This is a genomic window from Duganella sp. BJB476, from assembly GCF_003416895.1.
In the GTDB taxonomy this organism is placed as follows: domain Bacteria; phylum Pseudomonadota; class Gammaproteobacteria; order Burkholderiales; family Burkholderiaceae_D; genus Rugamonas.
Window position 1 is genome coordinate 1,122,508 of record NZ_QVIO01000001.1, and the last position, 14,307, is coordinate 1,136,814.

Genomic DNA, 14,307 nt, shown 5'->3' on the forward strand with positions numbered 1-14,307 from the left:
GGAGAAACGAATGAAACTGACATTAAAAGATCCAACCCTGCTGCGCCAGCAGGCCTACATCAACGGCGAGTGGAGCGATGCCGATGGCGGCGCCACGCTGGCCGTGGCCAATCCCGCCACCGGCGAGCAGCTCGGCGCCGTGCCGCTGATGGGCGCAGCCGAGACGCGCCGCGCCATCGCCGCCGCCAACGCCGCCTGGCCCGCATGGCGCAAGAAGAGCGCCAAGGAGCGCGCCGTCACCCTGCGCAAGTGGAATGACCTGATCCTGGCAAACGCCGAAGACCTGGCGCAGCTGATGACGGCGGAGCAGGGCAAGCCTCTGGCCGAGTCGCGCGGCGAAGTGGCTTACGGCGCTTCCTTCATCGAATGGTTCGGCGAGGAAGCCAAGCGTGTGGCCGGCGAGACCCTGGCATCGCCATGGACGGACCGCCGCCTGCTGGTGACCAGGGAGCCGATCGGTGTCTGCGCCGCAATCACGCCGTGGAACTTCCCGATTGCAATGATCACCCGCAAGGTCGGTCCGGCGCTGGCCGCCGGCTGCACCATGGTGCTCAAGCCGGCGGAAGCCACGCCATTTTCAGCGCTGGCGCTGGCACTGCTGGCCGAACGTGCAGGCGTGCCGGCCGGCGTATTCAGCGTGGTGACCGGCAAGCCGAAGGACATCGGCGCCGAGATGACGTCCAACCCCACCGTGCGCAAGCTGACCTTCACCGGCTCGACGGCGGTGGGCCGTCTGCTGATGGAGCAGAGCGCCAAGACCATCAAGAAGCTGTCGCTGGAACTGGGCGGCAACGCGCCGTTCATCGTGTTCGACGATGCCGACCTCGATGCGGCGGTGGAGGGCGCGCTGGCGTCCAAGTACCGCAATGCCGGCCAGACCTGCGTCTGCGCCAACCGCATCTACGTGCAGGACGGCGTGTACGAGCAGTTCGCCGAAAAGCTGGTGGCCGCCGTGGCCAAGCTCAAAGTCGGCAACGGCGCGGATGATGGCATCACCCAAGGTCCGCTGATCGACGAGAAGGCGGTGCAGAAGGTCGAGCAGCATGTGGCCGACGCGCTGGCCAAGGGCGGCCGTCTGCTGGCCGGCGGCCGGCGGCACGCGCTGGGCCACAGCTTCTTCCAGCCGACCGTGATCGCCGACGTCACCAGCGACATGATCGTCGCCACCGAGGAAACCTTCGGCCCGTTGGCGCCGCTGTTCCGCTTCAAGTCCGACGAGGAAGTGATCGCGCTCGCCAACGACACCGAGTTCGGCCTGGCCAGCTACTTCTACTCGCGCGACATCGGCCGCATCTGGCGCGTGGCGGAAGGGCTGGAGAGCGGCATGGTAGGCGTCAACACCGGCCTGATCTCCAACGAAATCGCGCCATTCGGCGGCGTCAAGCAATCGGGCCTGGGGCGCGAGGGATCGCACCACGGCATCGACGACTATCTGGTGATGAAATACGTCTGCCTGGGCGGACTCTAACGAGCGTGCGCATCCAGCAGGCATTGCTGGAATGCGAGCGCAACGCGGGACGGCCGGGGCGAGCCGCGCAGTATCGCGACGAAATCGCACTCGTAGCGGAATAGCGCCGGATGCACGGCGCGCATCTTGCCGTCCGCAACAAAGCCCCGCGCATAATGGTCCGGCAAGAAGCCCAGGTACTTGCCGGACAAAATCAAGGTGGCGATCGATTCCTGGTCGAAGCCTGTGGCCTTGCGCGGCAGCCGTACCTGCTGGCTGATCTCCATATTGGGCGAGTGATAGCCCAGTCCTGCGAATTGGTAACCGCGTATGCCGTGCCAATCCAAGCCCGCGTCAGCGCGCGCAAACAGCGGGTGATCCGCTCCGCAGTGCAGCAGCATCGTCTCGCCAAACAGCGTGTCGTAGCTCAGGCTTTCCGAACTGCGGTGCGCCGGAATAATCCCGACCTGGAACTGGCCGTCGATGACGCCGCGTTCAATCATGTTGATCGTCGCCACGTGAAAGTTCAACGCCACATCCGGCGCCAGCTCGGCGAACAAGGCGATCGCCTCGCTGATCTTGCAGGCCGGATTGCTGGCCGTCTTGTCGAATACCGCCACATGCAGCTGGCCGCCCATGCGGCGATGGATGTCGTCCACGCTGGCGCGAAAGATGTCGGCGGAGGCCAGCAGGCGCTGGGTTTCCTCGTAAATGCGTTCGCCCTCTGCGGTCAGCGCAAAGCCGGCCCGGCCACGGCTGCACAGGCGCAGTTTCAGCCGTTCTTCCAGATCCTTCACATGCCGGCTGACCGTGGAGATGCCGATGTTGAGCTCCAGCCCGGCCGCAGCCATGCCGCCGCAATCGGCCACGCTTTTAAACACCTGCAGCAAGCGAAAATCCATGTCGCTCAACTGTCCCAGTACGGCCTTGGTCTTTGGTTGCATAAAACGCTAACTAAGCATTGATAGGTTGATAAATATGGAAGTGAAATCTTACCCTAGAATCGACGCCATCAACGCTTTTTTAACAGGAGACGAACATGAAGCAAGGCGACACCCGCACCGACGCCGCTTGGCTGGAGGCCCACTGGATGCCGTTCTCCGGCAACCGCAATTTCAAGGCCGATCCGCGCATCATCGTCGGCGCGCAGGGCAGCTACTACACCGACGCCGACGGCCGCCGTATTTTCGACGGCCTGTCGGGCCTGTGGTGCAGCGGCCTCGGTCACGGCCACCCGAAGATCACCGAAGCCGTCAGCCGGCAGATGGCAACGTTGGACTACGCGCCGGCCTTCCAGTTCGGCCATCCGCAGTCGTTCGCGCTGGCCAACCGGCTGAAGGAGCTGACGCCGGATGGACTCGATTACGTCTTCTTCACCGGCTCCGGCTCGGAAGCGGCGGACACCTCGCTGAAGATGGCGCGTGCCTACTGGCGCGCCAAGGGGCAGGCCAGCAAGACTGTGCTGATCGGCCGCGAGAAGGGCTACCACGGCGTTAATTTCGGCGGCATTTCCGTCGGCGGCATCGCCGGCAACCGCAAGATGTTCGGCCAGGGCATCCAGGCCGACCACCTGCCGCACACCCAGCTGAAGCAGAACGCCTTCTCGCGCGGCATGCCCGAGCATGGCATCGAACTGGCGGACGAGTTGCTCGACCTGATCGCGCTGCATGACGCATCGAATATCGCCGCAGTCATCGTCGAGCCGTTCTCCGGATCTGCCGGCGTGGTGATCCCGCCGAAAGGCTATCTGCAGCGCCTGCGCCAGATCTGCGACGCACACAACATCCTGCTGATTTTCGACGAAGTCATTACCGGCTTCGGCCGCGTTGGCGCCTACACCGCCGCGCAGGCCTTCGGCGTCACGCCGGACATCATGAACCTTGCCAAGCAAGTGACCAACGGCGCCCAGCCGCTCGGCGCCGTGCTGGCCTCGAAGGAAATCTACGACACCTTCATGGCTAACGGCGGTCCGGAATACATGGTCGAGTTCGCGCACGGCTATACCTACTCGGCGCACCCGGTCGCCTGCGCGGCGGGCCTGACGGCGCTGGATGTGCTGGTCAGCGAGCAGATGATCGAGCGGGTGCAGGGCCTGGCGCCGCATTTCGAAGACGCCGTGCACGGCCTCAAGGGCAGCAAGCACGTCACCGACATCCGCAACATCGGCCTGGCCGCCGGCCTGACCATCGCGGCACTGCCGGGCGAACCGGCGCGCCGACCGTACGAGATCGCCATGAAGTGCTGGCGCAAAGGCTTTTACGTACGCTACGGCGGCGACACCATCCAGCTGGCGCCGCCGTTCATTTCCACCCCGGCCGAGATCGATAGCCTGGTCTCCGCACTGGGCGAAGCCATCCATGAAACCGCTTGACGCAAACTAAACAGGAACATCGCATATGGAATCGAACAACCTCATCGGCCACTTGATCGACGGCCAGGACGTCTACGGCACCGGCCGTTCGCAATACGTCTACAACCCGGCCACCGGCGCGGCGGAAAAGCGCGTGCTGCTGGCCGACCGTCAAACAGTCGAAGCCGCCATCGCCTCGGCCCAGGCCGCGTTTCCGGCCTGGCGCAACACGCCGCCGCTGAAGCGCGCGCGTGTCATGAGCAACTTGAAGCAGCTGCTGGAACAACACGCCGACGAGATCTGCCAGCTCATCACGGCCGAGCATGGCAAAGTGCTCAGCGACGCCATGGGCGAGCTGCAGCGCGGCATCGAGAACATCGAATACGCCAGCTACGCGCCGGAGCTTCTGAAGGGCGAGCACAGCAAGAATGCCGGCCCGTCCATCGATTCGTGGAGCGAGATGCAGCCGCTGGGCGTGGTGGCCGGCATCACGCCGTTCAACTTCCCGGCGATGGTGCCTTTGTGGATGTGGCCGCTGGCCATCGCCTGCGGCAACACCTTCGTGCTCAAGCCGTCGGAGCGCGATCCTTCGTCCACCTTGCTGATCGCCCGCCTGGCGCAGGAGGCGGGCTTGCCGCCGGGCGTGCTCAACGTCGTCAACGGCGACAAGGAAGCGGTCGATACGCTGTTGCTCGATACGCGCGTACAGGCGGTCAGCTTCGTCGGCTCGACCCCGATAGCCCAGTACATTTACGCCACCGGCACCGCGCAGGGCAAACGCATCCAGGCGCTGGGCGGCGCCAAGAATCATGCCGTCGTCATGCCGGACGCCGACATCCCGCAAGCGGTGAGCGCATTGATGGGCGCGGCCTACGGTTCCTGCGGCGAGCGCTGCATGGCGATCCCGCTGCTGGTGGCGGTAGGCGACGCGACGGCCGACGCCCTGATCGCCGGCCTGCGCACCGAGATCGGCAAGATGCGTGTCGGCCCCGGCAACGATGCGCGCAGCGACATGGGGCCGCTGGTCACGCGCCAGCACTACGACAAGGTGCGTGGCTATGTGGCGAACGGCGTGGCCGAAGGCGCGACGCTGCTGGTCGACGGCCGCGAGATCGAACTGCCGAAGGGCTACGAGGACGGCTACTACCTCGGCCCGTGCTTGTTCGACCACGTCACGCCGAACATGCGCATCTACCAGGAGGAGATCTTCGGTCCAGTGCTGGGCGTGGTGCGGGTGGCCTCGCTGCAGGCGGCGATGGACCTGATCGACGCGCACGAGTACGGCAACGGCACCTGCATCTTCACCCGCGACGGAGAAGCGGCGCGCTACTTCAGTGATGGCATCCAGGTCGGCATGGTGGGCGTGAACGTGCCGCTGCCGGTGCCGGTGGCCTATCACTCCTTCGGCGGCTGGAAGCGTTCGCTGTTTGGCGACTTGGGCGCGTATGGCCCGGACGGCGTGCGCTTCTACACCCGGCGCAAGACGATCACCCAGCGCTGGCCTTCCGCCGGGTTGCGCGAAGCCGCGGTGTTCAGCTTCCCGTCGAACCAGTAAGGAGTCGAACTCGCGCCTGAGCGGCAGGTCTAATTGATCTCGACAATTAACTCTGGAGACATCATGAAGAACCCTGCTGGCAAGCTTGTCCTCCTGGCGTTCATGGGGGCCGTGGCGGCGCACGAGGCGGGCGCCGTTGCGCTTTACTGGACCAAGACTCCCGTCAAGAGCGGCTCCGTTAAAACATGCCTGGGATTCGCGTCCGACGCCATGCGGGGCACTGGCATGCAGGGCATACGGGTATCGAGCATGGAGGTAGCCGGTTCGCGTGGCAATGCCTACGTTGCCATCACCTGCGTCAACACGGCGCCACGTGCAACGGCGGTCGTCATGGTAGCGGGTAACGAATTGGGAGAAACGCGTCAGCTCAGCGAAGAGCTGCAGAAGAAAATCGCCGGCATCACCCTGATCGACGACTCGCAATAACCGTCCGGTCGGGATACCGTTCAAGCTAGCCCCGCCGCTCCTGCTGGAGTGAGTGGGGCGCTCGCGTTCGCGTGTTCGCATGGCAGCCGCAGCTGTCGTAAAAAAGCGAATAAAAGATCAGTTATTTCAAAAGTATTTGCGGACTTGATCCTCTTTTCAGGTACTATTTTTCAAAAGCCGACTAATTGTTCGGTTTATGGCGCAAACAATAAAGGAGCACTACCAATGGCAAAGAAGGCAATCATCTCCATCCTGGGCGGCGGCGGCATGATGGGGCAGGGCATCATCCGTGACCTGCTGTCCGACCGCAGCATTGTCGAGATCGGCGAAGTAAGGGTATTCGACAGCGACCGCAGCCGCATGACGGCCCTGCGCGACGAACTGGGCGATGCCCGCCTGACCCTGCACGACCTGGATGTGGCCGATCCGACGGCCTTGGCGCGCGCGCTGGCCGGTTCCGACATTTGCGTCAACTCCGTGCCGACGCTGGCCGGACACCAGATGGCGATCTTCGAAGCCGCGCTCGGGGCCCGCGTCGACTACGTGGACCTGGGCGGCCTGGGCACCTACACCGTCAAGCAGCTGCAATGGCAGCAGCGTTTCCGTGACGCCGGCGTGGTGGCGGTGCTGGGCGTGGGCGCCGACCCTGGCATGTCGAACGTGATCTGCCGCGCCGTGGCCGACGAGCTGGACGAGATCGACAGCATCAACCTGTACTGGGCCGCGACCCTGACCGGCGATGAGAATCCGGTGCTGGTGCCGCCGTACAGTGTGTCGACCGTGCTGGCCGAGTATGCCCATCCATGTCTGCAGTTCCTCGATGGCCGCCATGTCGAATGCGCGCCGCAGACCGGCACCGAAACCATCGACCTGCCGGCGCCGTGGGGCCGTTGCGAGTTCATGTACTCAATCCACTCCGAGCAGCTGACCGTGCCGCTGGCCGACGGCATCCGCGAAAAAGGCATCAAGGAATTCACCTGGAAGCTGCACCTGCCGCATCGCGAGCATGAGGCGTGGGTAGGGCTGGTCAAGGCCGGCTTCGGCGACTTCGACCGCACGGTGGACATCAACGGCGTAGCGGTGCGTCCGCTTGACGTGCTCAACGCCGTCATCCAGCGCAACATCGCGGAGAACCAGGAACGCATCCCGCGGCAGAAAAGCCACGAGATCCACTTCGCCATCGGCCGTGGCCGCGTTGGCGGCAAGGCCGCGACGGCACGCTGCCAGGTCATCGTCCGTCCCAACGCCATGTACGAAGGCTATGTGGATGCGGCCACTTCGATGAACGCTTCGATCGCGGTGCAACTGATGCTGAGTGAGCCGCGCCGTCCTGGCGTGTATGCGCCGGAAGCGTACTTCAACGCTGTCAGCTATTTCCGCGAAGCCGAGAAGCGCGAGTTCGACATCACCATGACGCGCGACATCGGCTGAGCGGACGGAGAGCAACCATGCGCAACCTGCTTTATATCGACGGCGCCCTGGTCGAACCGGCCCGCGGCGGATTCCTGGAGGTGATCGATCCGGCCACCGGCGATTGCTTCGCGCTGGCCGCCGCCGCGACCGAGGCCGATGTTGATGCCGCCGTGGCCGCCGCCCGTCGCGCCTTCGACCACGGTCCTTGGCCGCGCATGCCGGCCGCCCAGCGCGCCGCCGTGCTGCGGCTGGTGGCCGGCGCCATCCGCACTGACCTGGAGGAACTGGCGACGCTGGAAATGCGCGACAACGGCAAGCCACTGAAGGAAGCACGCGGCGACATCGCCGACGCCGCCTACTGCTTCGACTACTACGCCGGCATGGCCGAACAGGTCGAGGCCGAAGGCGAAGCAGCCCACGATGTTGGCGACGACCGCTTCCATTGCAAGGTACGCAAGGAGCCGCTGGGCGTGGTGGGCGCGATCACACCGTGGAACTTCCCGCTGCTGATGGCGGCGTGGAAGGTGGCGCCGGCGCTGGCGGCCGGTTGCTGCGTGGTGCTCAAGCCGTCCGAGCTGTGTCCGCTGACGTGCGGCGCGCTGGCGCACTACCTGCACGAGGCGGGATTGCCGGCGGGAGCATTCAACCTGTTGACGGGGACAGGGCCGGATGCCGGCGTCCCGTTGAGCATGCATGCAGGTGTCGACAAGCTGGCCTTCACCGGCTCGCAGGCGACCGGCACGCGGGTGATGCAGGCGGCGGCGCCAGGCATCCGCAACGTCAGCCTGGAGCTGGGCGGCAAATCTCCCTTCGTCGTTTTTGCCGACTGCGATCTGGACAAGGCAGTCGAGTGGATACAGTTCGGCGTGTTCTGGAACCAGGGGCAGATTTGTTCCGCCACCTCGCGCCTGCTGGTGGAGCGGCCGATCTACGAGGCTTTGCTGGCGCGGCTGGTCGCGGCGGCAAAACGCATCCTGATCGGTCCCGGCGATCTCGATGGCGTGCAGATGGGGCCCATCGTGTCGGATGCGCAGCGGCGCCGGGTACTGGAAGGTATCGAACGCGGCCGGGCAGAAGGCGCCCGCCTGGTCAGCGGCGGTTGCAGTCCGCCGCAACTGGTGCGCGGCTATTTCGTGCAACCGACGATCTTCGCCGACGTCCCGCTCGACAGCTGGATCTGGCGCGAAGAAGTGTTCGGGCCGGTGTTGTGCGTGCGGCCGTTCGATACCGAAGCCGAAGCGATTGCCGTCGCCAACGACAGTCGCTTCGGCCTGGCCGGGGCGGTGATGTCGGCCGACCTGGAACGGTGCGAGCGGGTGGCTAAAGCACTGCGCGCAGGCGTGGTGTGGATCAACTGCTCGCAGCCGACCTTTACCCAATTGCCGTGGGGTGGCTACAAGGCCTCCGGCATCGGCCGCGAGCTGGGACGGCACGGCTACGAGGCCTATCTGGAGGTGAAGCAGATCACCCGCTTCGACGCCAACGCGGACTGGAACTGGTACCAGCCGGCGGCAGTGATAAGCAAATAGTCCAATTTACAACGCTGTACAAAAAACGTGTAGAAAACTGAATATTTATTCGGTTATAGTCTGCACATAAAAATAATCCAATCGGAGACAAGAAGATGGCTAAGCAAACACCTTACGGCGTCATGCGCCGCTTGATACTCGGCGGCTTGTGGCTGGCCGGCACCAGCGGCGCGGCAATGGCCGCCGACGCGACCCAGCTCGGCACCACGCTGACCCCGCTGGGCGCGGAGATGGCAGGCAGCAAGGACGGCCGCATCCCGGCCTGGAAAAACGAAGTCCAGTCCACCGACGGCTGGGCCTGGGGCAAGCCGCGCAAGGAATTCTGGAAATACAAGAGCGACGCATCGCAGTACACCATCAACGCCGCCAACATGGCCCAGCACGCCGACGTGCTGACGCCGGGCCAGATGGCGCTGCTGAAACAGAATCCCGGTTTCCAGATGGACGTCTACCCGACCCGCCGCAGCTGCGGCGCGCCGGACTTTGTCGCCGACAACACCCGCAAGAACGTCGCCACCGCCAAGATGGGCGCCGACGGCTGGAGCCTGAAGGCCGCCGTCGTGCCAGGCATTCCATTCCCGCTGCCGACCACCGGCGCGCAGGCAATGATGAACATGAAGATGCGCTATCGCGGCGTTGGTGTCGAATACCAGAACGGCTACACCATGGTATCGCCACGACGCGGCAGCGAAGACTGGATCATGGCCGGCTACGAACAGAACTACTTTTTCCCGGCAGGGAAGAAGGGCTCGTTCAACCTGAGCGACATCGGCAACATCGAGTACTACACCTACTTCACCTACAAGTCGCCGGCCGCGCTGGCTGGCCAGGCGCTGGCCGCCAACGTCTTGCTCGACAATCCGAGCAGCGAAACCTTTTACTATTTCCCCGGCCAACGCCGCGTGCGTCGCTTGCCGGCCTATGCCTACGATGCACCGCAGATCGGTTTCGAGAACCAGTACTTGCTCGACGAGACCGCCATGTTCACCGGCACGCTGGATCGCTTCGACTGGAAGATCGTCGGCAAGAAGGAAGTGCTGGTTCCTTACAACGCTTTCGGCGCGTATGACTTCAAAGCCAAGATTGCGGACGTGGTCGGCCGCAATGCGCTGGCCGCCAGCGCCCGCCGCTACGAGCTGCACCGCGTGTGGGTGGTTGAGGCGACCGTGAAGCAGGGCGCGCGCCACGTGTCACCCAAGCGCACCTACTACCTCGATGAAGACAGCTGGAATGCGGTGTTGGCCGAAGACTATGACGTCCAGGGCGCGTTGTGGAAGGTCCGTGAAGGCTACCTGGTACCGGTCTATGAGACGGGGACTTGCGATGTGCTGGCCTTCAGCCAGTACAACCTGCCGGAAGGCCGCTACGTGTTCGACTTTACCACCGTCGGTGCCGGCGTCGACGTCAAGTGGCTGACGGAAAGTCGCGGCGAACGCACCAAAGCGTCCTTCTACACCTCAGAAAACTTGCGCGCCATCAGCGACCGCTGATCCGTCCACCACATTCCGGAGTTTTTTATGAACAAGCCATTTATCATGGCCTGCGCGATCGGCACGTCCGTCGCCAGCCTGGGCGCGCGCGCCGAAACCTTTAGCAACGAGTATGTCAAGGGCAGTTTCGATTCCACCATCAGCATCGGCACCGGCATCCGCACCCGTGGCCCGAGTCCGACCCTGGTCAGCGCCGGCAATACCGGCGGGCCGGAAGGCCAACTGTCGCCAACCAGCGGCCTCGGCGACCAGGGCGACCTGAACTACGGCAAGGGCGATGCCTTCACCACCTACCTGAAGGGCTCGCACGAGCTGCTGCTCAGCTTCCCTGAGGGCATTACGGCGATGGGCCGGGTCAGCTGGCTGCGCGATTTCACGGCCACCCACACCACCGGCTGGACCAGCGTCGGCACGCCGCCGGGCCTGGACGGCAACCTGTCCGACGATGCCCGCAAGGATCTGCGCTTCAAGGCCCGCGTGCTGGACCTGTGGGTCAGCAAGCGTTTCGACATCGATGGCCACATGCTGCGCATCCGCGCCGGCAACCAGGTGATCAGCTGGGGCGAGAGCCTGTTCATCCCCGGCGGCATCAACGTCACCAACGCGGTCGACCTGATGCGCCTGTCGCAGCCGGGCACGCAGCTCAAGGAAGCCATCCTGCCGGCGCCCATCGTCAGCGCGGCCGCTGGCCTGGGCAACGGCTTCAACGCCGAAGCCTATGTGCAGCTGGGCTGGAACGCCAACTACATGCCACCGACCGGCAGCTTCTGGTCGAACTACAACGGCATCGGCGCAGGTCACGACGACTACTTCCTGCAAGAGACCAAGGCCAGGAACGGCGGCCAGTGGGGCCTGTCGCTGCGCTACCAGCCACCCGGAACGCAGCTGAACCTGGGCGCCTACGCCATCAACTACCACGACAAGTCGCCGTCGTTCACCTTCAACAATCCGAACGGGGCGATGGGCTGGGTGTACGGCGAGGACCGCAAGCTGTACGGCGTGTCAGCCAACTTCCCGGTCGGCGACTGGGCGGTCGGCGCCGAGTTTTCCTACCGTCCGAAAGACGCCGTGACGATCAACGCGGCCACCACCGGCTGCGCCTCGCAGGGCGGCAAGTGCTGGGTCGATACCAGCCGCATGCAGGCGGCCGTCACCGGCATGTTCAGCCTGACGCCGGACACCGCGCCGATGCTGCTGGGCCTGCTGCATGCCGATACCGGCAACCTGATGGCCGAAGCCGTGGCGATCCGCTTCCCGGACATGCAAAGCCGGTACGGCGACGACCTGGTGTCGGCCGGCGGCTGGGGCTGGGGCCAGGAATATTCGGCGGCTGGCATGCCGAAGGCGGTCGGCACGCGCAACTCGTCGGGCGTGAACTTCGACTTCAGCTGGGTGTATGACGGCACGCTGATCCCCGGCTGGCAGGTGGTGCCGGAGGTCTACTACTTCCGCGCGCTCAGCGGCCGCACGCCCAACGGCGCGGCGACGTTCATGAAGGGGGCGCAGTCGGTCAACTTCACGGTCAGCTTCATCCAGAACCCGGCCAACTGGCAGGCCGCCATCAACTACGGCCGCTTCATGGGCGGCAGCTCGGTGTTCGACCAGCCTTACCGCGACCGCAGTTTCGTCGGCCTGACCCTTTCGCGCAACTTCTGACCGGAACGTAACAATGACATCTTCCCCCGCCCGTTTATTGGCGCGCTTTGAAACGTTCTGCTTCACGCGGCGCAACTGGCTGATGCTTGCGCTGCTGGGACTGACCGTGCTCATGGGCTGCCTGGGTTGGCGTCTGCGGATGGAGGCCGGCTTCGAGAAACAGATGCCGACCAACCATCCGTATGTCGAGACCTTCCATACCTACCGCGACGATGTGATGGGCGCCAACCGCCTCAACATCGTGGTGCGGGCGCGCACCGGCACCATCTGGAGCGCCGCCGGCCTCAAGCGGCTGTACGAGGTCACGCAGGCCGTCACCTTCCTGCCGAACGTGGAGCGGCTGGGCGTGCAGTCGCTGTGGACGCCCAACACCTTCGTCAACGAAATCACCGAGGAAGGCTTCCGCGCCGATCCGCTGATCGACGGCAGCATCACCCCCGACCGGCTGGACGCGGCCGCCATCGCCGGCATCCAGGCGGCGGCGGTGCAGGGCGGCTTCGTCGGCACGCTGGTGTCGCGCGGCCAGGACAGCGCCATGATCAGCGCCGAACTGCTGGAGTCCGACAAGGACGGCCACAAGCTGGACTACGTCGCCTACAACGCCATCCTGGAACAGTTGCGCCAGCGTTTCGAGGACCAGAACTTCAGCATCGAGATCATCGGCTTCGCCAAGCAGGTGGGCGAGATCGCCGATTCGGCCAAGTCGGTGCTGCGCTTCTTCGGGCTGGCCTTGCTGCTGACGGCTGGTGCGGTGTACTGGTATTGCCGTTCGGTGCGGTTCACGCTGCTGCCCATTATTTGCTCGCTCAGTTCGCTGGTGTGGCAGTTCGGCGCACTGCATCTGCTGGGTTTCGGGCTGGATCCGCTGGCGGTGCTGGTGCCGTTCCTGGTGTTCGCCATCGGCGTCTCGCACGGCGTGCAGCAGATCAACTACATCGTGCGTGAAGTCTCGCTCGGCAAGAGCTGCATGGACGCTTGCCGCGCCAGCTTCTCCGGCTTGCTGATACCGGGCACGCTGGCGCTGGCCACGGCCTTCGTCTCCTTCGTCACGCTGCTGATGATCCCGATCCCGATGGTGCGCGAACTGGCGATCGCCGCTTCGCTGGGCGTGGGTTTCAAGATCATCACCAACCTGGTGATGCTGCCGGTGGCGGCTTCGTACTGCCGCATCGACCAATCCTATGCCGATGCGGCGATGGTGCTGCGCGAAAAGCGGGCCGGCTGGCTGCGCGTGCTGGCCCGCGTGGCCCGGCCGCGCAACGCGGCGATCTGCCTGGCCGTGGTGGGCGCCATCTTCAGCCTGGCGGTGTGGCAAAGCCAGGGACGGGTGGTCGGCACGGTGGAGCCGGGCGCGCCGGAACTGCGGCCGGATGCCCGCTTCAACCGTGACGCCGTCTCCATCGCCAGCAACTATGACACCGGCCTCGACTGGCTGACCGTGATCTTTGAAACGAAGGCCATCGCCAATGCCGGCGGCTCGTCGGCGCCGGCGGACGGGCAGGGCGTCGGCTTCTGCGGCAATTCCAACATCGGCCTGTTCCAGGATCGCTTTACCTGGGCCATGCAGCCGGTGCCGGGCGTGCTGTCGATCGCCTCGTTCTCGGACCAAATGAAACAGTACAACCGTGGCTACAACGAAGGCAATCCGAAGATGGAGGCGATCCCGCTGGACTCCGCCAACTTCGCGGCGCTGGCGACCGAAATCGCCCGCACCCGCGGCACCATGCGCAAGGATTGCAGCATGACGGCGGTGCACCTATACCTGACCGACCACAAGGCCGTCACCATCAATCGGGTGATCGCCGCCGTCGAGGCGTTTGCCGCCAGCCAGTCGGCGCCCGGCATCGCCATCCGCCTCGCTAGCGGCAACGCCGGCGTGCTGGCTGCGGTCAACCAGACGCTGGAGCGCAGCGAGCTGCCGATGATGCTGTGGGTGTATGCCGCCATCGTGCTGCTGGTGCTGGTCACTTACCGCGACCTGCGGGCGGTGCTGGCCTGCTGCCTGCCGCTGACGGTGGGCACCTTCATCGGCTACTGGTTCATGAAGGAGCTCAACATCGGCCTGACGGTGGCGACGCTGCCGGTGATGGTGTTGGCGGTCGGCATCGGCGTCGACTATGCGTTCTACATCTACAACCGCTTGCAGATGCACCTGGCGAATGGACTGCCCATCGTCAAGGCGGTCGAGCAGGCCATCCTGGAAGTGGGCACGGCAACCATCTTCACCGCCGTCACGCTGGCGGTAGGTGTGGCGACCTGGTCCTTCTCGGCCCTGAAATTCCAGGCCGACATGGGCAAGCTGTTAGCCTTCATGTTCATGGTGAACATGATCATGGCCATGACCGCGCTGCCGGCCTTTGCCGTGTGGCTGGAACGTTTATTTCCACGCAAGACTCCGGCCCGCGCGCCGGGTCTGCTCCAGCATTGAACCGACGGAGACG

Annotated in this window: 10 protein-coding genes; 9 read left to right on the top strand and 1 reads right to left on the bottom strand. The window is 64.7% G+C overall.

Features of this window, described 5'->3' with window-relative positions; all coding sequences use genetic code 11:
- The first annotated feature begins 10 nt into the window (after nucleotides 1-10).
- Nucleotides 11-1,468 (top strand): NAD-dependent succinate-semialdehyde dehydrogenase, encoded by a 1,458-nt coding sequence (locus D0T21_RS05005; protein ID WP_116988883.1) that lies wholly within the window; start codon nucleotides 11-13, stop codon nucleotides 1,466-1,468.
- Here D0T21_RS05005 and D0T21_RS05010 read toward each other — a convergent pair.
- Nucleotides 1,465-2,391 carry a LysR family transcriptional regulator gene (locus D0T21_RS05010; protein WP_116988885.1) on the bottom strand — a complete coding sequence of 309 codons (927 nt, stop codon included), beginning with the start codon at nucleotides 2,389-2,391 and terminating at the stop codon, nucleotides 1,465-1,467. The two genes, D0T21_RS05005 and D0T21_RS05010, sit on opposite strands and share 4 nt — an antisense overlap.
- A 95-nt stretch (nucleotides 2,392-2,486) precedes the next feature.
- Here D0T21_RS05010 and D0T21_RS05015 point away from each other — a divergent pair, with 95 nt between their 5' ends.
- From D0T21_RS05015 to D0T21_RS05050, 8 genes are all read left to right on the top strand, one after another.
- Complete coding sequence (locus tag D0T21_RS05015; protein ID WP_116988887.1) at nucleotides 2,487-3,818, top strand: aspartate aminotransferase family protein; 1,332 nt, start codon at nucleotides 2,487-2,489, stop codon at nucleotides 3,816-3,818.
- 25 nt (nucleotides 3,819-3,843) lie between these two features.
- A complete protein-coding gene (locus D0T21_RS05020; protein ID WP_116988889.1) occupies nucleotides 3,844-5,352 on the top strand; it encodes a CoA-acylating methylmalonate-semialdehyde dehydrogenase in 1,509 nt (502 codons plus the stop codon).
- 63 nt (nucleotides 5,353-5,415) lie between these two features.
- Nucleotides 5,416-5,778: a hypothetical protein gene (locus tag D0T21_RS05025; RefSeq protein ID WP_116988891.1), complete on the top strand. Its 363-nt coding sequence runs from the start codon at nucleotides 5,416-5,418 to the stop codon at nucleotides 5,776-5,778.
- Nucleotides 5,779-6,003: 225 nt separating this feature from the next.
- Entirely contained in the window at nucleotides 6,004-7,209 is a 1,206-nt protein-coding gene (locus tag D0T21_RS05030; RefSeq protein ID WP_116988893.1) for a saccharopine dehydrogenase family protein, read from the top strand.
- A gap of 17 nt (nucleotides 7,210-7,226) precedes the next feature.
- The gene (locus D0T21_RS05035; RefSeq protein WP_116988895.1) at nucleotides 7,227-8,720 is read left to right on the top strand and encodes an aldehyde dehydrogenase family protein; all 1,494 of its coding nucleotides are present in this window, start codon (nucleotides 7,227-7,229) and stop codon (nucleotides 8,718-8,720) included.
- Nucleotides 8,721-8,815: 95 nt separating this feature from the next.
- Nucleotides 8,816-10,210 (top strand): DUF1329 domain-containing protein, encoded by a 1,395-nt coding sequence (locus D0T21_RS05040; protein ID WP_373886655.1) that lies wholly within the window; start codon nucleotides 8,816-8,818, stop codon nucleotides 10,208-10,210.
- Between the two features lie 27 nt (nucleotides 10,211-10,237).
- Entirely contained in the window at nucleotides 10,238-11,866 is a 1,629-nt protein-coding gene (locus D0T21_RS05045) for a DUF1302 domain-containing protein (protein WP_116988899.1), read from the top strand.
- Between the two features lie 13 nt (nucleotides 11,867-11,879).
- Nucleotides 11,880-14,294, top strand: coding sequence for an RND family transporter (locus D0T21_RS05050; RefSeq protein WP_116988901.1), 2,415 nt, complete (start codon nucleotides 11,880-11,882; stop codon nucleotides 14,292-14,294).
- Nucleotides 14,295-14,307 lie beyond the last annotated feature (13 nt).